Origin of the sequence: Kitasatospora sp. GAS1066B (assembly GCF_041262605.1) — a bacterium.
Taxonomy (GTDB): Bacteria; Actinomycetota; Actinomycetes; order Streptomycetales; family Streptomycetaceae; genus Kitasatospora.
The window spans coordinates 14,664-33,390 of the sequence record NZ_JBGCCO010000046.1; the positions used below are offsets into that span (position 1 = coordinate 14,664).

Here is an 18,727-nt window from a genome sequence, read left to right on the forward strand (position 1 = left end):
ACAGCGGCGCGTAGGGTCTGCGGAATGACGGAGAATCCCTTCCTGGCGCCCAGCCGGCTCCCTTACCAGTTGCCTCCCTACGCCGAGATCCGCGCCGAGCACTACCGCCCGGCCCTCGAGGCGGGGATGGCCGAGCAACTGGCCGAGATCGCGCGGATCGACGCCGATCCGGAGCCCGCGAGCTTCGAGAACACGGTGGTCGCGTTGGAGCGCACCGGCGAGCTGCTGCGGCGGGCGCTGGCCGTGTTCGACAACCAGAGCTCCGCGCACACCGACGCGCTGCTGCAGGAGTTGGACGCCGAGTTCAAGCCGAGGCTGGCGGCGCACAGCGACGCGATCCACCTGGACCGCGCGCTCTTCGCCCGGCTCGACGCGGTGCATGCCGAGCGCGCCTCGCTGGACCTGGACGCCGAGTCGCTGCGCCTGCTGGAACGCCACCACCTGCGCTTCGTCCGGGCCGGGGCGCAGTTGCCGCCGGCCGAGCAGCAGCGGCTGCGCGAGTTGAACGCCGAGCTGGCCACCGCCTCCGCCACCTTCGAGCGGAACCTGTTCGCCGCCAACGCCGCCGGCGCCCTGGTGCTGGACCGCCCCGAGCAGTTGGCCGGTCTGGGCGAGGCGGAGATCGCCGCCGCCGCCGAGAACGGCCGGGCGCGCGGGCACGACGGCAAGTACGTGCTCAGCCTGCTGAACTTCACCCAGCAGCCGGCGCTGGCCCGGCTCACCGACCGTGCGGTGCGCCGCCGGCTGATGGACGCCGCGCTGAACCGGGGCCTGACCGACAACGGTCCGCTGGCCGCCCGGATGGCCGTGCTGCGCGCCGAGCGGGCCGCGCTCTTCGGCCACCCCAGCCACGCCGCCTACGTGGTGGCCGACGAGACGGCCGGCAGCGTCGAGGCGGTCACCGCGATGCTGCACCGGCTGATCGCGCCGGCGGTGGCCAACGCCGAGCGGGAGCTGGCCAGGCTGCGCGAGGAAGCGGCGGCCGACGGCGTCACCGACTTCGGCCCGCACGACCTCGCGTACTACGGCGAGCGGGTCCGGCAGGCCGAGTACGACCTGGACAGCGCCGCGCTGCGCCCGTACTACGAGCTCGAACGGGTGCTGCACGACGGCGTGTTCCACGCGGCGGGCCTGGTCTACGGGCTGACCTTCAGCGAGCGGACCGACCTGGTCGGCTACCACCCGGACACCCGGGTCTTCGAGGTCTTCGAGCAGGACGGCCGGCCGCTGGGCCTCTTCCTGGCCGACTTCTTCGCCCGCCCGTCCAAGCGCGGTGGCGCCTGGATGGACGAACTCGTGAAGCAGAACGGCCTGTTCGACCGCAAGCCGGTGGTCTTCAACAACCTGAACATCACCAAGCCCGCGCCCGGGCAGCCGGTGCTGCTCAGCGGCGACGAGGTCCGCACCCTCTTCCACGAGTTCGGCCACGCGCTGCACGGCCTCTTCTCCGACGTGCGCTACCCGCTGCTGGCCGGCACCGAGGTGCCGCGCGACTTCGTGGAGTTCCCCTCGCAGGTCAACGAGATGTGGCTGAGCTGGCCCGAGGTACAGGCCAACTACGCCCGGCACCACCTGACCGGTGAGCCGCTGCCGGAGGAGCTGCTGGCGAAGCTGGCGGCGGCCGAGCGGTTCGGCCAGGGCTACCAGACCGTGGAGTACCTGGCGGCGGCGCTGCTGGACTGGGCCTGGCACACCCGCCCGGTCGGCGAACCCGTGCTGGACGCGGCCGCGTTCGAGGCCGAGGTGCTCAAGGAGGCCGGGCTGGCGCTGCCCGAGGTGCCGCCGCGCTACCGGACCGCCTACTTCAGCCACCTCTTCGTGGGTGACTACAGCGCCGGCTACTACGCCTACATCTGGTCCGAGGTGCTGGACGCCGACACCGTGGAGTGGTTCAAGGGCAACGGGCGGCCGATCCGGGAGAGCGGGGAGCGCTTCCGCCGCGAGCTGCTGGCCCGGGGCAACAGCGTCCCGGCGCTGGACATGTTCCGCGCCGTGGTCGGCCGTGAGCCCGACGCCGCACCGCTGCTGGCCCGGCGCGGGCTGGGCTAGGGCCTCTCTTACGGATCTTGTCGGATCAGCGTGCGGCGTTGGGCGCCCGGCTGGGCGTGCCGGCGGATCGTCCTCGTACTGGGTCGTACTTGGATGATTCGCCGGTGCGTCCAGGCGGGATGCCCGGCGTCGCACGCCCGGCAAGATCCGTAAGAGAGGCCCTAGGGCGCGTCAGTGGTGCGGCCGGTGTGCCACGCGACGCTGCGTGGCACACCGGCCGGATTCAGTGCTCTGCCGGGGAGTTGACGGCTGGTCAGCCCGGGATGATGGAGAACGCGCCGTTCTGCAGCGCGGTCTCGGTGTAGGGGCCGCTGTCGATGGACTGCGGCGAGTAGTTGTCGAAGACCTGACCGTTCACCTTGAGGTTGGCGAAGTTCAGCTGGCTGAAGGACGGGTAGCTCTGGGTCGGGGACTCCATGACCGCCTCGGCGCTGACGTCCTGGGAGCGCAGGGTCTGCTTGGTGGTCTTGGTCCAGCCCTGGGTGACGTCGGTGAGGGTGAGCGTGTAGCTGCTCCGAGTGCCGGCCACCACGCTGGCGTTGAAGGTGTCGCCGGCGCTCACCGGCTCGTTGAAGTAGACCGGGGCGGCCGGGTACATCTCGTACCAGCCGGAGTAGACCGGCGAGCCGCTGGAGCAGTCCGCCTGGACGCCGGTCTGCTCGACGGTCTGCGAGCCGTAGCCGTCGATGCCGATCCACGGGGCGAACAGGTCGTTGCTGGTGTTGCACTGGACGTCCGGCATGGTCCACGAGCCGGTGATGCTCTTGAAGCCGCTGCCCTGGGCGATGTAGCCGCCCCAGTTGCTGTTGCCGGAGTAGGGGTGACCGCCGTGGTTGTGCAGCGGGGCGAAGAAGTGCGGGGTGGCGGCTTGCGCGGCCGGGGCGGCGAACGCGGCGCCGGAGAGGGCGAGCAGCCCGGCTATCGCGGCCCGGGCGGGCTTGCGCAGGCGAAGACTGGCCATGGGGTACTCCTCGGTGCGTGGGGGTCGGTGCGCCGGGCAGCCTTCGGAGTTGGGGGCCGGAGGACCGTCTGGCGCTGCCGATCAGCGTGCGGCCAGGCGGTGACTGTCGGGAAGGTCACGGCTGGTGCCGGAATGCGACATGGCGGAAACATGTCAGGTGTCAGAAGTCTTGATTTCCGGTCAGGTGTGGACCACAGTCGGGTCCACGACAGGACCGGATCCCCAGGTGGGACCGGTCGCGGCGACGGTACGTGATCCAGGGGCGGGCCAGGTGGCGGAGCAGTGGGCGGGGCGGTTCGGTGGCCTCGGGCTGGCCGCCGACCAGGAGTTGCTCTACCTGCACCTGTTGAGCAGCCCCGGACTGACCGCGCCCGGGCTGGCGGCCGCCGTCGGGATCGGTACCGAGCGGGCCGTGGCCGCGCTCGGCGCGCTCGCCGACCTGGGCCTGGTCGAACGCCCGCCGGCGGACGGCACCGTGTGGCACCCGACGGCGCCCGATGTGGCGCTGGAAGAGCTGTTGCTGCGCCGCGAGTTGGAGCTGCGCCGGACCCGGGGCCGGATCACCGAGCTGCTGCGGACCTACCGGCACACCAGCACCGGCGCCGACGGCGATCTGGTCGAGGTGATCACCGGGCGGGAGGCGATCGCCGACCTGTGGCGCAGCCTCCAGCTGGGCGCGCGCGGCGAGTTGCGGGTGCTCGACAAGCCGCCCTACATCCGCCGCTCCGATCCCGAGCTCGAACTGGCCTCGCTGGCCCGGGGGGTGCGGATGCGGGTGGTCTACGAGAGCCAGGTGCTGCGCGACCAGGTCCGGCTGGCCGAGATCCACCAGTTCACCGAGGCCGGCGAGCAGGCCCGGGTGCTGCCCGAACTCCCGCTCAAACTGGCGCTGGTGGACGACCGCTGGGCGCTGCTGCCGGTCAGCTCGGGCACCGCGGAGCAGAGCGTGCTGCTGGTCCGCCCGTCCTCGCTGCTGGACGCGCTGGCCGGCCTCTTCGAGCTGTACTGGTCGCGGGCGATGCGGATGCCGCCGCCCGACTCCACCGAGCCGCCGCGCGACCGGCACCACCAGCTGCTCACCCTGCTGGCGGCCGGGCTGACCGACGAGAGCATCGCCCGGCAGATGGGCGTCTCGACCCGGACCGTGCAGCGCTGGGTGCGCGAGCTGATGGACCGGTTCGGCGCGCGCACCCGGTTCCAGGCCGGGATCCAGGCGGCGCGCGCCGACCTGCTCTAGCCGTCTTTCACGCGGTCACCGTCAGGGTGACCGCGGCGCCCCGGGGGACCTGGACGCGCGGATGCCCGGGGCGGCTGCGGTCGATGGTCACCCGGCTGCTTCCGGTGACGGCGATCCGGGCGTCGGTGGGGGCGGCCAGTTCGGTCCAGCCGCCGCTCGCCCGGAAGGTCACCGAGGCGGCGCCGGCCGCCCAGGACTCCGCGCTCGGCCGCCCGGCGAGCGCGAGGACGTACGGGCCGAAGGCCGGCCCGTCCCCGGGCGCGGCCTGCCCGTCGGTCCCCAACGCGCAGTAGCCGCCCTGGCCCTGGCACCAGTACCACATGGTCCAGGCGCTCGCGAAGCCCGCCATCGCGGCGATCTGTCGGCGCACCAGCTCGGTGTTGCCCGGGGTGCGGGAGTTCGGCGGACCCCACTCGCCGACCAGCACCGGCATCCGGTTGGCGTGCGGATAGGCGGTGATCGCCGCGGTGTAGTTCTCGATGAAGCCGTCGGCCGGGTTCCAGTCGGCGCCGTTCTCCACCGCGGTGTCGTAGAAGTGCGGCGCGTAGCCGAGCCTGGCCGCTCCCCGGCGCGGGTCGGTGAAGCCGGGCAGCTGGGTCGGCACGCCCTCGCCGACCAGCACGGTGGGCTCGACGAAGAGCCAGGAGCGTTGGTCCACCGAGCGGATCGCGGCGATCAGCCGCTGGTACATGGCCGCCAGCCGCCCCTGCTCCAGGGCCGCCGAGGCGGCCGCCAGCACCGCCGGGTCGCTCGGGTCGCCGTTCACCGGGCCGAACGGTTCGTTGAACAGGTCGTAGCCCAACAGCGAGCGGTGGCCGCGCAGTTCGGTGGCCAGGTGGGTGTAGAAATCGGCCTGCCAGCGGCGCAGGTCGGCGTCGTCGTAGAGGTGGCGGAAGGCGGCCTGCACGGCGGGCTGGAAGTAACCGGCGAACCAGTCGTTCGGGTCCGGGACGAAGGGCAGCCCGTCGTCCCGGGTCGCCCAGAGCGGGATGCCCCGGTCGCCACCGCCGAAGGCCGGCCCGTAGACGTCCTGGTGGAAGTCGATCACGGCGAGCAGCCCGTCCCGGTCGGCCCAGCTCAACAGGCGCTGCAGCTTGGCGAGTTCGACGCCGTCGTAGTGGCCGCGGGCGGGCTCCAGCCGGTTCCAGGAGATCGCCACCCGGATCAGCGTGAAGCCGTGGGCGGCGATCGAGCGCAGGTCGGCCTCGGTGGTCTCGTCGTACTTGTCGACGTTGAAGCCGCGCGGTTCCACCACCCGGCCTGCCGGGTCGGTGAAGAGCGTGCGCCCGTCCGGAACTTGGGCGCTGCCGGTGGGGAAGTCGGCGGCCGGGCAGGCGGGTCGGGCCTGCGCCGTGGGCGCGGCGGTGAGCAGCGCGGCGGCGCTCAGCAACAGGGCGGCGGCGGTACGGAAGGCGCGCACGGACACCTCGCACGGGGCGGCGGTCGGGGAGAGCGCCGATCGTGGCCCATGCCGCCGCCGTGCGCAAGAGGTGCGGCGCTACTCCGCGGTGGGGACGGCCGTTTCGGACCCGGCTCCGCCGTTCGGCAGCGGCGTGGGCAGCGGCGCGGCCGCGGCCAGCCGTCCCCAGAGCAGGTCGGCCAGCGCCTGCACCATCCGGGCCCGCGGGCAGGGCTTGGCCTCCAGCCACCAGTCCCCGGCGGCCAGCACCATGCCGGTGATCGCCCGCCCCCAGGCCTCGGAGAGCAACGGGGCGTCCGGGCCGAGGTCGACCTGCGCGGTGACGGCCCGGGTGATCTCGTCGGCGATCTGGCGCAGCGCGGGGGCCAGCGCGTTGCCCACCCCGTCGGGGTCGCCCGTCTCCGGATGGGTGAGCAGCCGGTAGACCTGCGGGCGGGCCTCGATCCCGGCCAGGTAGGTGTCCAGCACGAGCTCGACCCGCTCGCGGCGCTCCAGCGGTTCGGCCAGCGCGCTGCGCACCGCGGCCAGCAGGCCGGAGGTGTGACGCTCGGTCAGGGCCTGGAAGAGGCCGCTGCGGTCGCCGAAGTGCCGGTAGAGGATCGGCTTGGTGATGCCGGCCTCGGCGGCGATGGCGTTCATGCTGGCGCCCGGCCCCTCCCGGCTGACCACCCGGTCGGCGGCGTTGAGCAGCTGCTCCCTGCGCGGTTCCTCCAGCGCGGTCACCTGGCCCTCCGTTCCCCTCATCGCGGCGTGGTGCGGTGCCGTCGTGCTGCGCATTGACAGCCGTTACCTATCAGTAGCAGACTCCGTCGGTGTTACCGGGGGTAACCCCCCGGGACGCACCCCGGGCGGCGCGATCTTGATCCTGGAGGACCGAATGAACCCCTTCTCACTGGCACTCGGCGAGGACCAGCTCGCCGTCCGCGACTGGCTGCACGGCTTCGCCGCCGACGTGATGCGCCCGGCCGCCGCCGAGTGGGACGAGCGCGAGGAGACCCCCTGGCCGATCATCCAGGAGGCCGCCAAGATCGGGATCTACTCGATGGACTTCTACGCCCAGCAGTTCTTCGACCCCTCGGGCGTGGGCATACCGGTCGCCATGGAGGAGCTGTTCTGGGGCGACGCCGGCATCGGCCTGTCCATCGTCGGCACCACGCTGGCCGCGGTGGCCCTGCTGGCCAACGGCACCGACGAGCAGATCGGCACCTGGGCCCCGCAGATGTTCGGCACCCCCGAGGACGTCAAGGTGGCCGCCTTCTGCTCCTCCGAGCCGGACGCCGGTTCCGACGTCTCCGCGCTGCGCACCAAGGCCGTCTACGACCAGGCCAAGGACGAGTGGGTGCTGAACGGCACCAAGACCTGGGCCACCAACGGCGGCATCGCGGCCGTGCACGTGATCGTCGCGACCGTGGACCCCGAGCTCGGCGCGCGCGGGCAGGCGTCGTTCGTGGTGCCGCCGGGCACCCCGGGCCTGTCGCAGGGACAGAAGTTCAAGAAGCACGGCATCCGCGCCTCGCACACCGCCGAGGTGGTGCTGGACGCGGTCCGGGTGCCCGGGAGCTGCCTGCTGGGCGGCAAGGAGAAGCTGGACGAGCGGCTGGCCCGAGCCCGTGAGGGAGTGCGCAAGTCGGGCCGCAACGCGGCGATGGCCACCTTCGAGGCCTCCCGCCCGGCGGTCGGCGCGCAGGCGATCGGCATCGCCAGGGCCGCCTACGAGGTGGCGCTGGACTACGCAAAGACCCGGGTGCAGTTCGGCCGTCCGATCATCGACAACCAGGGCGTGGCCTTCACCCTGGCCGACATGCGGACCCGGATCGACGCGGCCCGGCTGCTGGTCTGGCGGGCCTCCTGGATGGCCGCCAACCAGCAGCCGTTCACCGCGGCCGAGGGCTCGATGTCCAAGCTCTACGCGGGTGAGACCGCCAAGTGGGTCACCGCGCAGGCGATGCAGATCCTCGGCGGCAACGGCTTCACCCGGGAGTACCCGGTGGAGCGGATGCACCGGGACAGCGCCATCTACACCATCTTCGAGGGAACCAGCGAGATCCAGCGGCTGGTCATCGCGCGGGCCATCTCGGGGCTGCCGATCCGCTGAGCTGTGCCGAGCGAGTGTGCGGCTACCGCTCGGCCGATCGGTTCTCGATGGTGCAGTCCGGGCCGGGGTAGATCAGACCCTCGTGCCCGTCGGCGAACCTCACCATGTACGGAGGTTCGCCGTCCTGGCCGCGCACCTCGGTGATCTCGCCCTGGCGCTCTTCGAGGCCGATCGATCGGCTGTGGATGTGGATGCGGTCGCCTACGTCTGCACGCATGTCCGGAAACTCCTTGCCTCGGGGGGTGGGACTGCTCCTGAGGGCATCTCACCAGAGAGTGACTGGACTCACGTCTCACGTTACTCCGTCGGGCCCAGTCGGTCCGGGAACGAGGGCTCGCGCCGCTCCAGGAACGCCGCGAGCCCCTCGCGCACGTCGGGCGCCTCGCGGGAGCGCTGCTCCCACGGGGCGAGCGCGGCGGCCGGGTCGCTCGCCGCCAGCGCCGCCTTGGCCGCGCCGATCGTCTGCGGCGAGCGTCGGGCCAGCAACCGGGCGAACTCCAGCGCCCGCCCGTCCAACCGCTCCGCCGGGTGCACCTCGTCCAGCAGCCCGAACCGCTCGGCCCGCTCGGCGTCCACCAACTCGCCGGAGAAGAGCAGGTACTTGGCCCTGGCCGGCCCGACCAGTGCGGCCAACCGCGCGGTGGGGACCGCCGGGTACACCACGCCGAGCTTGGCCGGCGTGATCCCCAGCCGCGCGTCCGCCGCGCCGAACCGCAGGTCGCAGGCGAGCGCGAGCTGGCAGCCGCCACCCACGCAGGAGCCGTGCACCACGGCCAGCGTCGGGTGCGGGAAGGCGGCCAGCGCCTGCTCCGCCTCGACATTGCGCGCATGATAGGCGTCCGCGCTCGCCGGCTCGCCGTACACCTGGGCGAGTTCGCCGATGTCCGCCCCCGCGCTGAAGGTGCGCTCGGCCCCGGTCACCAGCAGCGCCCGCACCCCGGGCCGGGCCGCCAACGCGGCCAGCAGCCCGGGCAGCGCCTGCCACATCGCGAGCGTCACGGCGTTGCGCCGCTCGGGGCGGTCCAGCAGGAGCACGGCCACGCCGTCGGTGCCGTTGTGGAAGGCGCGCAGACCGGGCACGGGGGAGGGGAGTTCGGCGCGGTCGGCGGTGAGGGGCGTCTGGTCGGTCATGGGCCCCACTCTTGCAGGCGGGGTGGGTGGCACCCGCCGGGGGCGGGGGTGACGGGGTCGGTGGCCGTCGGGAGCGCCGAGGCCACCGGAGCCACCGCCTCGATCACCGGCTGATCGCCAGCAGAGCCCCGGAGTTCGGGGACCGAGCCGGGGCGCCCCGTTCCCGGGCGGGAGCGCCGTTCGGGGAAGGGGTCGTGGTTGAATGCGCACGACGAGACCACCGCACCGCGCAGAGGAGTCGACAAGTGGACCAGGAGCAGTTGCTACCCCGGGACGCCTGGCTCGCCTCGCTTCCGCGCTCCTACACCGCCGCCGGCTGCCTGCTCACCGATGAGGCGGGCCGGGTGCTGGTGCTCAAGCCCAACTACCGGCCCGGCTGGCAGTTCGCCGGCGGCACCATCGACCTGGGCGAGGACGCGCTGCAGTGCGCGAAGCGTGAACTGCTGGAGGAGACCGGGCTGGACCGGGAGGTCGGCTCGCTGCTGGTGGTCGGTTGGACCCACCCTTCCGGGCAGCTGGACCACCCGGCCGTGCACTTCATGTTCGACGCGGGCACGGTGCCGGTGGACACCGTGATCACTTTGCAGGAGAGCGAGTTGGAGGAGTACCGCTGGGTCGAGCCCGAGCAGGCCTACCCGCTGCTCGGCGAGGCGCGCGGGCCCCGGCTGCGGTTGGCGCTGGCGGCGCGGGCCGACGGGGTGGTGCGGATCGCGTCGGGGACGGTCTCGGGGATCTGAGTCGGCCGGGCGAGTGGCTCGGTGAGCGAGAGGGAGTGGCTGGAGTGGGTGGGGCGGGCAGGATGGAGCCGGGGCAGGTCGAGGTCCGCTGGGTCGCGGTGACCCCGGCCAGTGCGGCCGTGGCCGAGGCCGCCGCCGGTGGGGTGCTGGACGAGCAGGAGCGGCGGCGGTCCACCGCGTTCCGGCGTGCCGAGGACCGGGCGCTCTACCAGGTCGCCCACGTCGCGCTGCGCAGGCTGCTGGCCGAGCGGTTGGGCCGCCGGCCCGAGGAGGTGACGTTCCGTCGGGCCTCCTGTCCGGGCTGCGGCGAACCGCACGGCCGGCCGGAGCAGGCGCACGACCCCGGCCTGGAGTTCTCGCTCTCGCACGCCGCCGGACTGGCGCTGATCGCGCTGGCCGCCGATCCGGTCGGCGCGGACGTCGAGTTGGGCGGCGCCTTCGAGCCCGGGGCCGGCGCGGAGGTGGTGACCCAACTGCACCCGGCCGAGCAGGCGGAACTCGCCGCGCTGGCCGAGCTGCGGCCGGAACGCTGGGCGGCCGGCGCGCTGCGCTGCTGGGTGCGCAAGGAGGCCTACCTCAAGGGGACGGGGATGGGGCTCGGCCAGGGCGCGGACAAGGACTACGTGGGTCTGGGCCCGGGGTTCGAGGTGCCGGCGGCCGGTGGCGCGCGGCCGCCCGCGGGCTGGGAGCTGCGGGCGGTCGACGTGCCGTCCGGGTACGACGCGGCGATCGCGCTGCGGCTGCCGCGCGGGCTGGCGGGGGAGGCGGTCCTGGTCCGGTCGGCGGAGCTGCGGCTCGCGCAGTGATGAGGCGGTAGCGTCATCCGTCGTCGCGTCGCTCGTCCGGGTGGTCGGCGGCAAACGGGCGAAACGGCTCGTCGATGCCCTCGTTCCTCCCCTCGGAGCTGATGACGCGACGACGACGGGAAGCACGATGGCAGGGCGCAGCGGCAAGGAGTTCCTGGCGGGTCCGGCCCGCCGCGGCGTACCGGTGAGCCGGGCCTCGGCGTGCGACCTGCCGCCGGGCGAGCAGTCGCTGATCGAGCAGGGGCTGGTCGAGGAGACGCTGGTCGCGGAGCCGTCGGTGGGCGGGCTCTTCCCGGACGCGTTCAGCGCCCAGGCGGCCACGACCCCGGACCACGTCGCGCTGGTGCACGGCTCACGGACCGTCAGCTATGCCGACCTCGAGGACTATTCCAACCGGCTGGCCCGGCTGCTGATCTCGCGCGGCGCGGGCCCCGGTGAGCTGGTCGCACTCGCGCTGCCGCGCTCGGCCGACCAGCTGATCGCCATCCTGGCGGTGCTCAAGTCCGGCGCCGGCTACGTCCCGCTGGACCCGGTCGCGCAAGGCCAGTGGACCGGCCGACTGCTGGCCGTCGCAAGGCCGGTGCTGCTGGTGACCCGCAGCACGGTGCCCCGGCTGCCGGGCACGCCGAGCGCCGTGGAGCTGGACGACCCGCTGACCGTGGCCGAGTTGTTCGGTCTCAACGCCGACCCGGTGACCGACGCCGAACGGACCCGTCCGCTGACCGCGCAGGACATCGCCTACCTGATCCAGCCCGCCGGCGCCCACGGGGTCGGCGCCCCCGAGGCCGTCGCCGTCCCGCACCGGGGCCTGCTCGCGCTGGCCGCCGCCCACATCGAGCGGCTGGGTCTGAGCGAGCGCAGCCGGGTGCTGCAGCACGCCTCCACCAGTTTCGACGCGGCCGTCCGCGAGTTCAGCATGACGCTGCTCAGCGGCGGTGCGCTGGTGCTCACCCCCGACGGCCCCACCACGCGCCGGGAGCCGATCCCCGGCACCGCTGTCGCGCACACCCCCACCCACGTGATCATGCCGGTCGCCACGCTGGCCGCACTGCCCGAGGGCGCGCTGGCGCCCGGCACGGTGGTGGTCACGGTCGGCGAGGCCTGCCCCGCCGAGCTGGTCGAGCGGTACGCGGGGCGGTACACGCTCTTCACCGGCTACGGCTCGGCCGAGACCACGGTCGCGGCCACCCTGAGCGAGGTGCTGGTGCCGGGTGAACTCCCCGGTATCGGGCGGCCGTTGCCGGGGACCCGGGTGCACCTGCTGGATCCCGGGCTGCGCCCGGTCGCGGCGCCGGCCGTCGGCGAGCTGTACGTCGCGGGGCTGGGGGTGGCCGAGGGGTACCACGGGCAACCGGCCCTGACGGCCGCCCGGTTCGTCGCCGACCCGTACGGGCCGCCCGGCAGCCGGATGTACCGCACCGGCGACCTGGCCCGCCGACTGCCGGACGGGCGGCTGGACTTCGTCGGCCCCGCCGATCAGCGGCTTCAGCGACCTGGCCGGACTCAGCAGGCCCAGCAGGCCCAGCAGACCTGGCAGCCCCAACAGGCCCAACAGGCCCAACAGGCCCAGCAGACTCAGCAGCCGAAGACCGACGTCGACCAGGCGCCGGCCACCCATCCGCTGGACACCCCGGTGCTGCTGCGTGCCGGGGAGCCCGGGCGCCCCGCGCTCTTCTGCCTGCCACCACTGAGCGGCATCGCCTGGCCGTACCGCGCGCTGGCCGCCCAACTGGAGCCCGGGCAACCGCTGATCGGCCTCCAGGCGCGCGGCCTGATCCCCGGCCGGCACCCGCTGACCGACCCCGACGAGCTGATCACCGACTTGGTCACCCAGATCCGCGCCGCCCAGCCGGCCGGGCCCTACCACCTGCTCGGCACCTCCTTCGGCGGCACCCTGGCCCACCTGACCGCCACCCGGCTCCAGCAGTCCGGCTGCGAGGTCGGCCTGCTGGCCAGCCTGGACGGCTACCCGCGACCTGCCACCCCCGCGAGCACGGCCGAGTTCGACCGACGCGCCCTGTTGCACGAGTTGGAGAAGCTGACCAGCGCGCCGACGGCCTTCGACGAGGCCACCATCGACGCCGTGCTGGCGGTCTGCGCCAACCACCTCCGGCTCATCCCGCTGCTGCGTCCCGGCGTCTTCCGTGGCGACCTGCTGCTCTTCGCCGCCGCCGCCGTCCCGACCCCCGGCGGGCGTGCCCTCGCCGACCCCGTGGGCAGCTGGTCCCCGCACGTGGAGGGCACCGTGTGGGCGCATCAGGTCGACCAGCCGCAGCTGCGGATGCTCGACGCGGCGGCGGTGGCGCAGCTCGGGCCGGTGCTGCGTGCGGCGCTCAAGCAGTGGAGCACGCGGTGAGGGCGCCCGCCGGGCGTCGCCCCGGTCCGCGCGGTCCGCTGGGGCCGATCGCCCGATGACCGCGGATGTCGTCGTGGTGGGCAGCGGGCCGAACGGTCTGGCCGCTGCGGTGACCATGGCCAGGGCCGGACTCGCCGTCGAGGTGTTCGAGGCGGCGGAGGAGATCGGCGGCGGCTTGCGCTCGAAGGCGCTGTTCCGGGCGGACGTGGTCCACGACGTCTGTTCGGCCGTGCACCCGATGGCCGCCGCCTCCCCTTTCTTCCGGGAGTTCGACCTCGTCGCGCGCGGGGTCGAACTCCTGCGGCCGGAGATCAGCTACGCCCATCCGCTGGAGGGCGGCCGGGCCGCGCTCGCCTTCCACAGCCTGGCGAGGACCTGTGAACGGCTCGGCCCGGACGGGCGCCGCTGGGAGGCCCTGATGCGTCCGCTGCTCGACCGCAGCCGTGGTGTGGTGGACCTGATGCTGTCCGGCCGGCCGAACCCGGCGGCCGATCCGCTCGTCGCCCTCCTGTTGGCCGGCCGGATCCTGCGCCATGGCAGCCCGCTGGCCACCCGGCAGTTCGCCGGTGAGGAGGCGGCGGCCTTGCTGTCGGGGGTGGCGGCGCATGTGGTGGGGGCGATGCCGACCCCGGCCTCGGCGGCCGTCGCGCTGCTGCTGGGGCATCTCGCCCACGGCAGCGGCTGGCCGTTGCCCCGGGGCGGCAGCGGGCGGATCGCCGAGGTGCTGGCCGCCGACCTGGCGGCGCACGGCGGCCGGATCCACCCGGGACAGCGCGTCACGGACCTGCGGCGGTTCGCCGGTGTCCGGGCGGTGCTGCTCGACGTAGGGGCCAGAGAGTTCCTGACGATCGGTCAGGAACTGGTGCCGGCCGGCTATCGGAGGATGCTGCGCGCGCTGCGCAACGGTCCGGGTGCGGCCAAGGTCGACTATCTGGTCAGCGGACCGATCCCGTGGGCCGAACCGCTGGTCGGCCGGGCCGGAACCGTTCATCTCGGCGGCATCCAGCGGGAGGTCTTCCGTCAGGAGACGGCAGTGGCCCGGGGACGGCACGGTGACACACCGTTCGTCCTGGTGGTCGATCCCTGCGCGGTCGACCCCGGCCGGGCGGCGCCGGACGGGCAACGACCGGTCTGGGCCTACGCGCACGTGCCCAACGGGGACCCCACGGACCCCGTCGAGCTGGTGACCGCGCGGATCGAGCACTACGCACCGGGCTTCCGGGACACCGTGGTGGCCCGCCGTGGGGTGAGTGCCGCAGCGCTGGAGAGTTACAACCCGAACTACGTCGGCGGTGACATCGCCTCGGGTGCGGTGACCGTCAAGCAGTCGCTGTTGCGCCCCGGGCCGCGCTGGGACCCCTACCGCACGCCGATGCGCGGGGTGTACCTGTGCTCCGCGGCCGCCGCGCCGGGGCCGGGGGTGCATGGCATGTCCGGGTACCTGGCTGCGCGTTCCGCACTGCGGCGGGAGTTCGGCATCCGGTCCGCCCCGCCACTCGGGCCGGCCGAGTGACGGGGCGGTTGGTGGTGCACCCCGGGCGGGGCGTCCGCCGTGGTCAGCCCTCGGCCGGGAGCTCGTAGACGTGGTCCGGGGTGACGATCGAGGTGATCGCCTTGGCGATGAGGGTGCTCGGTTCGAAACCGTTGTGCAGGATGTCGGTGTTGAGCAAGATCACCATCGTGGCGTCCTGCTCCGGCAGGTACATCACCACGCTCTCGTAGCCGGGCAGCGACCCGTTATGCCCGATCCAGCCGTGGGTGTTGAAGAGGCCCAGCCCGTAACCCGCGCCGTCGAATCCGGGGACCGGGATGAACTTCTCCCGCTGTGCCTGGGTGGCCGGGGAGAGCAGGGTGCCGGTGGCGAGGTCCTTGGCCCAGTGGTGCATGTCGTGCAGGTCGGAGATCATCGCGCCGGCCGCCCAGCCCCAGCTCGGGTTCCAGTGGGTGGTGTCGGCGATCGCGCCGGTCAGCGTCTGGTTGGTGTAGCCGTGCGCGTGCGGCTTCGGGAACTCGGCGCCCTGCGGGAAGAGCGTGTGGTGCAGGCGGGAGGGCTCGAGGACACGCTGGTGGATGAAGTCGGCGAGCGGCATCTTGGCGAGCTTCTCCACCAGCAGACCGAGCAGGATGTAGTTGGTGTTGGAGTACTGGAACTGCGTACCCGGGGGGAAGACGTTGTCGTGGCGGAAGGCGTACGCCAGCAGCTCCTGCGGGGTGAACGGGCGGGTCGGGTCGCTGAACAGCGCGTGCTGGAAGTCCGGGTCGGCGCTGTAGGTGAACAGGCCGCTGCGCATCTCGGCCAGCTGCCGGATGGTGATGTGCTCGCCGTCGGGGACGCCGTCCAGGTAGGCGGAGATCGGGTCGTCCAGGCCGACCAGCCCGTCGTCGACCAGTTCCAGGACGGCGGTGGCGGTGAAGGTCTTGGTCACGCTGCCGAGCCGCATGTTGAGGTACGGCTTCATCGGCGCACCGGTCGCGGTGTCGGCCGTGCCGGTCGACCGGATGTAGCTGCCCTGGCCGGGGAACCAGAGTCCGACGGTCACGCCGGGGACGCCGGCCTCCTGGCGGGTCTGCTCGATCGCCTGGTCGAGGCGGGCCACGATCGCGGGATCCAGGCCGTGGGGCGGGCAGTCGTCCGCGGACGGGTCGGTGGCGGAGACGACGGCCGTCGGCGGGGCGGCCTGGGCCTGGGGCGCGGCCAGCGCGAGCGGGGCCAGCGTGGAGAGGGCGAGCAGGGCGGTGGCGAGTCGGCGGGCGGGGGCACGGCGCATGACGGGGCGTCTCTTCCGGTGGGGTGAGGGGACCTTGCCAGGCAACGTCACCACCCGCTGCGGCGCCGGACCCCGCACTCCCGGACGCCGCTCGGCGAGTCCACCCGTACGGGCCTGGCGCCGCCGGCACGTCCGCACGCCGGCACGCCCGCACGCCCGTGCGTCCGCGTGTCCGCGTGTCCCTGTGTCCCTGTGTCCGCGCGGCCTACGACCCGGTGGATTCCCGGAGTCCCTCAGCCTGCCACCGCAGCACCTTCTTGTCTGGCTTGCCGGCGTCGGTCAGCGGCAACGCGTCGCGGAACGTGACACGGTACGGCTCGTACATCGTGCCGCGCCCCTCGCGCACCATGGCGCACAGTTCGCCGGCGTCGACCCGGCTGCCCGGCACCGGTACGACCACGGCGTGCACGCGCTCCACCCGGTCGGCGTCCGGGACGCCGAAGACCGCGCTCTGCCGCACCTGGGGATGGGAGTTGAGCAGGTCCTCCAGTTCGGAGGTGTACACGTGGCCGCCGCCGGTGTTGATCAGGTCCTTCAGCCGGTCGACGATGGTCAGATAGCCGTCGGCGTCCAGGTACCCGATGTCCCCGGTGTGCAGCCAGCCGTCCTTGAGGACCTCGGCGGTCAGCTCCGGCTGCTTCCAGTAGCCCTGCATGAGGCTGTCCGAACGCACGCAGACTTCGCCGCGCTCACCGGTGGCCAGCTCGCGGCCCGCCTCGTCGCGGATCGCCACCTGGTACCCGGGCGCGATCCGGCCCACGGACCGCAGCCGCTCCGGGCGGCGCGGATCGTGGTCCGCGGCGTCGAGGACGCTGACGATGCCGGCCTCGTGCTGCCCGTAGAGCTGGACCAGCACCGGACCGAAGCGTCGGATCGCGTCGGCGAGCCGCGCCGGTGAGGCCTGGCAGCCGCCGTAGGTGAGGCGGCGCAGGCTGGTGGTGTCGGCGCGGTCCGCCTGCGGGTGGTCCATCAGCTGGTACAGCAGCGGTGGCATCAGGAACACGTCGGTGATGCGTTCCTGCTCGATCGTGCTGAGCACGGTGGCCGGGTCGAAGTCGTCCAGCAGCAGCGCGCTGCCGCCGGCCCGCAGCACCTTGTCCGTCATCTGACCGGCGGCATGGGCGATGGTGGTGCACACCAGCAGCCGCAGCGGCTCTGTCGGGTCGTCGGGCAGGTCGGGGCCGAAACGGCGGACCTGCCCGTAGCCGACGCAGATCCCCTTGGAGTGGCCGGTGGTACCGCCGGAGTGCCGGATGGTGCGCACGTCCTGCGGCCGGGCCTGGCAGGGGAACGGGTCGGCCGACTGGTCGGCGGCCAGCGCCAGCAGATCCGTGCCCACCGGATCCGTGCCCAGCAGATCCGTGCCCACCAGATCCGTGCCCACCTCGGCGGGACCGAGGACCAGGACGGTCGCGACCGGGGTGCGGCCGGTGATCCCGGCGGCCCGGTCCGCGTGGCGGGGATCGACGATCAGCGCGCGGGTCTCGACGTCCCGGACCATGGTGGCCTGGGTGTCGACCGGCAGCTTGTTGTAGAGCTGGTTGACGCGGCAGCCGATCAGGTTGGCGGCGTAGCGCGCGGCGACGGCCTGCGGCAGGTTGCCGCTCAGCAGGGTCACGGTCTGCCCGCGGTCGATGCCCTGCGCCCGCATGGCCCGGGCCAGGCGGTGGGTGAGGTCGCGCAGTTCACCGGAGGTGATGCGACGTCCTTGGTGGACCAGGGCCGTGCGCTCGGGGTGGGCCTCCAACGTGTCGAGGATTTCCGCTGTCTCGGTCCGGAAGTGCTGTGTGCTCGTGGTGATCGGCATCTGCGGCTCGTTGCGTCGGTGTCAGTGGTGGGCGAGGAGACGGGCGGCTTCGGCCTGCTGAGCTGCGGCCCGCTGTTCCTCCGTCGAGTGAGTCTCCGTCAACTGGTCCTCCGTCAGCATGGAGTGGGCCAGCACGCTGTAGAGCGTGTCGTTGGGACCGTCGGCGATGCGCAGCCCGCGGATGTCGCGCAGTCGCTTCTCCATCGGGGTGTGCCGGGTGTATCCCTCACTGCCGTGCAGTTGGAGGGCGAGGTCCACGGCCCGGTAGGCGGTGTCGGTGGCCAGGGCCTTGGCGGCCGAGCAGGCGGCGACGTCGACAGTGCCCTGGTCGATGCGCTCCAGGAGCGAGAAGCACCAGGCGGTGGCGGCTTCGACCTCGGCCGCGCAGGTGCCCAGGCGGGCGGCGACGGAGGGGATTGCGGACAGCGGCACCCGGCCCACGCGGCGGCGCCGGGTGCGGGCCACGGACTCCTGGATCGCGGCGGCAGCGGCACCGAGGCAGAGCAGCGACATCATCAACCGCCAGGCGGAGAAGTGCGTGTCGAAGATCCGGCGGCCGTCGCCGGGTTCGCCGAGCAGGAGGTCCTTGTCCAGCCGGGTGTTGACGAAGTGCAGGTGCCCGAAGCTCCACCCCCGCATCCCCAGCGGGTCGGTGGTCTCGGTCAGCACGCCCGTGGCGTCCATCGGTACCCACACCGCGGACAGCGGCACGCTGCGCAGGTCGACCACGCCGACGTCCCGCCGGTCGATGAGCTTGCAGAACACGACGAAGCCGCAGGCCTCCTCGACCCTGCTGATCAGCCCCTTCGAGCCCGACAGCAGGAAGTGGTCACCGTGGTCGACCAGGACGGTGCGAAAGCCCCGAAGGTCCGATCCCGAGTGCGGCTCGCTGGACGCGACCCCTGCCAACTTCCCGCCCGAGACGACCTGTTCACGTATCCGCCGGGCGACGGCCGGTGACCCGTAGCGCAGCGGCATCGCGCCGTGCCCGGTACTGAAGACCTCGCGCGCGTCGCAATCCCGCTGCCCCGCAAGGAACATGGCAAGGCCCTGGGCGACCAGCCGAGACCCGTTCGGCTCGTCCCGCCTGTCCGGCCCGTCTGCCGCGTTCGGCCCGTCTGTCCCGTCCGGCGGAGCGACGTCGATGCCGGTGAGCCCTGCGGCCGCGGCCGCTTCACGCAGCTCGAGCCAGTCGGGCCGGCTGTCGTCCTCGCAGACCGGTACGGGCAGGTGGGCGTCCAGGAAGGCCAGGAGCCGGGACTGGAGATCCCTGAGCTCGGGGTTGCGGTTCAGAACCGGGGTGATTCCGGTGGCAGACATGGGGGCAGATTCCTCGACTTGTCGACTGGAGGCGGAGTGA

The 18,727-nt window shown here is 73.1% G+C and carries 15 protein-coding genes; 7 read left to right on the forward strand and 8 right to left on the reverse strand.

The window, feature by feature from the left end:
- The first annotated feature begins 24 nt into the window (after positions 1-24).
- Positions 25-2,049: a M3 family metallopeptidase gene (locus ABH937_RS34435; protein WP_370220516.1), complete on the forward strand. Its 2,025-nt coding sequence runs from the start codon at positions 25-27 to the stop codon at positions 2,047-2,049.
- A gap of 253 nt (positions 2,050-2,302) precedes the next feature.
- Here the strand turns inward: ABH937_RS34435 and ABH937_RS34440 are convergent, their stop codons facing one another.
- The gene (locus tag ABH937_RS34440) at positions 2,303-3,010 is read right to left on the reverse strand and encodes a G1 family glutamic endopeptidase (protein WP_370220517.1); all 708 of its coding nucleotides are present in this window, start codon (positions 3,008-3,010) and stop codon (positions 2,303-2,305) included.
- Between the two features lie 271 nt (positions 3,011-3,281).
- Between ABH937_RS34440 and ABH937_RS34445 the strand changes: the two genes are divergently transcribed.
- Positions 3,282-4,247, forward strand: coding sequence for a LuxR C-terminal-related transcriptional regulator (locus ABH937_RS34445; protein WP_280688717.1), 966 nt, complete (start codon positions 3,282-3,284; stop codon positions 4,245-4,247).
- 7 nt (positions 4,248-4,254) lie between these two features.
- On the opposite strand, the gene ABH937_RS34450 is transcribed toward ABH937_RS34445, so the two are convergent.
- Together ABH937_RS34450 and ABH937_RS34455 are read right to left on the reverse strand one after the other, a co-directional pair.
- Positions 4,255-5,667 carry a glycoside hydrolase family 5 protein gene (locus ABH937_RS34450; protein WP_370220518.1) on the reverse strand — a complete coding sequence of 471 codons (1,413 nt, stop codon included), beginning with the start codon at positions 5,665-5,667 and terminating at the stop codon, positions 4,255-4,257.
- Positions 5,668-5,745: 78 nt separating this feature from the next.
- Entirely contained in the window at positions 5,746-6,411 is a 666-nt protein-coding gene (locus tag ABH937_RS34455) for a TetR family transcriptional regulator (protein ID WP_370220540.1), read from the reverse strand.
- Between the two features lie 133 nt (positions 6,412-6,544).
- Here ABH937_RS34455 and ABH937_RS34460 point away from each other — a divergent pair, with 133 nt between their 5' ends.
- Positions 6,545-7,762, forward strand: a complete 1,218-nt coding sequence (locus tag ABH937_RS34460; RefSeq protein WP_370220519.1) for an acyl-CoA dehydrogenase family protein — start codon at positions 6,545-6,547, stop codon at positions 7,760-7,762.
- 22 nt (positions 7,763-7,784) lie between these two features.
- Here ABH937_RS34460 and ABH937_RS34465 read toward each other — a convergent pair whose 3' ends face one another.
- Both ABH937_RS34465 and ABH937_RS34470 read right to left on the reverse strand, forming a co-directional pair.
- Complete coding sequence (locus tag ABH937_RS34465) at positions 7,785-7,979, reverse strand: DUF1918 domain-containing protein (RefSeq protein ID WP_280688720.1); 195 nt, start codon at positions 7,977-7,979, stop codon at positions 7,785-7,787.
- 80 nt (positions 7,980-8,059) lie between these two features.
- Positions 8,060-8,893, reverse strand: coding sequence for an enoyl-CoA hydratase/isomerase family protein (locus ABH937_RS34470; RefSeq protein WP_370220520.1), 834 nt, complete (start codon positions 8,891-8,893; stop codon positions 8,060-8,062).
- A gap of 245 nt (positions 8,894-9,138) precedes the next feature.
- Between ABH937_RS34470 and ABH937_RS34475 the strand changes: the two genes are divergently transcribed.
- The 4 genes from ABH937_RS34475 (at position 9,139) to ABH937_RS34490 (ending at position 14,305) form a co-directional block, all read left to right on the forward strand.
- Entirely contained in the window at positions 9,139-9,630 is a 492-nt protein-coding gene (locus tag ABH937_RS34475; protein WP_280688722.1) for an NUDIX hydrolase, read from the forward strand.
- A 62-nt stretch (positions 9,631-9,692) separates the two neighbouring features.
- Positions 9,693-10,436 (forward strand): 4'-phosphopantetheinyl transferase superfamily protein, encoded by a 744-nt coding sequence (locus ABH937_RS34480; RefSeq protein ID WP_370220521.1) that lies wholly within the window; start codon positions 9,693-9,695, stop codon positions 10,434-10,436.
- 127 nt (positions 10,437-10,563) lie between these two features.
- The gene (locus ABH937_RS34485) at positions 10,564-12,792 is read left to right on the forward strand and encodes an AMP-binding protein (protein WP_370220522.1); all 2,229 of its coding nucleotides are present in this window, start codon (positions 10,564-10,566) and stop codon (positions 12,790-12,792) included.
- Between the two features lie 55 nt (positions 12,793-12,847).
- Positions 12,848-14,305, forward strand: coding sequence for a phytoene desaturase family protein (locus tag ABH937_RS34490; protein WP_370220523.1), 1,458 nt, complete (start codon positions 12,848-12,850; stop codon positions 14,303-14,305).
- 43 nt (positions 14,306-14,348) lie between these two features.
- Here the strand turns inward: ABH937_RS34490 and ABH937_RS34495 are convergent, their stop codons facing one another.
- The 3 genes from ABH937_RS34495 to ABH937_RS34505 form a co-directional block, all read right to left on the reverse strand.
- On the reverse strand, positions 14,349-15,560 hold the full coding sequence (locus ABH937_RS34495) for a serine hydrolase domain-containing protein (protein ID WP_370220524.1): 1,212 nt from the start codon (positions 15,558-15,560) through the stop codon (positions 14,349-14,351).
- Between the two features lie 205 nt (positions 15,561-15,765).
- Positions 15,766-17,367, reverse strand: a complete 1,602-nt coding sequence (locus ABH937_RS34500; RefSeq protein ID WP_370220525.1) for an AMP-binding protein — start codon at positions 17,365-17,367, stop codon at positions 15,766-15,768.
- Positions 17,368-17,388: 21 nt separating this feature from the next.
- Positions 17,389-18,687 (reverse strand): acyl-CoA dehydrogenase family protein, encoded by a 1,299-nt coding sequence (locus tag ABH937_RS34505; RefSeq protein WP_370220526.1) that lies wholly within the window; start codon positions 18,685-18,687, stop codon positions 17,389-17,391.
- Positions 18,688-18,727 lie beyond the last annotated feature (40 nt).

Excerpts from the sequence above, each read along its gene's own strand:
- ABH937_RS34480 (WP_370220521.1), top strand. The coding sequence starts at position 9,693 with ATGGAGCCGGGGCAGGTCGAGGTCCGCTGGGTCGCGGTGACCCCGGCC.
- ABH937_RS34440 (WP_370220517.1), bottom strand. The coding sequence starts at position 3,010 with ATGGCCAGTCTTCGCCTGCGCAAGCCCGCCCGGGCCGCGATAGCCGGG.
- ABH937_RS34470 (WP_370220520.1), bottom strand. The coding sequence starts at position 8,893 with ATGACCGACCAGACGCCCCTCACCGCCGACCGCGCCGAACTCCCCTCC.
- ABH937_RS34495 (WP_370220524.1), bottom strand. The coding sequence starts at position 15,560 with ATGCGCCGTGCCCCCGCCCGCCGACTCGCCACCGCCCTGCTCGCCCTC.
- ABH937_RS34460 (WP_370220519.1), top strand. The coding sequence starts at position 6,545 with ATGAACCCCTTCTCACTGGCACTCGGCGAGGACCAGCTCGCCGTCCGC.
- ABH937_RS34465 (WP_280688720.1), bottom strand. The coding sequence starts at position 7,979 with ATGCGTGCAGACGTAGGCGACCGCATCCACATCCACAGCCGATCGATC.
- ABH937_RS34500 (WP_370220525.1), bottom strand. The coding sequence starts at position 17,367 with ATGCCGATCACCACGAGCACACAGCACTTCCGGACCGAGACAGCGGAA.
- ABH937_RS34455 (WP_370220540.1), bottom strand. The coding sequence starts at position 6,411 with ATGAGGGGAACGGAGGGCCAGGTGACCGCGCTGGAGGAACCGCGCAGG.
- ABH937_RS34435 (WP_370220516.1), top strand. The coding sequence starts at position 25 with ATGACGGAGAATCCCTTCCTGGCGCCCAGCCGGCTCCCTTACCAGTTG.
- ABH937_RS34490 (WP_370220523.1), top strand. The coding sequence starts at position 12,848 with ATGACCGCGGATGTCGTCGTGGTGGGCAGCGGGCCGAACGGTCTGGCC.
- ABH937_RS34505 (WP_370220526.1), bottom strand. The coding sequence starts at position 18,687 with ATGTCTGCCACCGGAATCACCCCGGTTCTGAACCGCAACCCCGAGCTC.
- ABH937_RS34485 (WP_370220522.1), top strand. The coding sequence starts at position 10,564 with ATGGCAGGGCGCAGCGGCAAGGAGTTCCTGGCGGGTCCGGCCCGCCGC.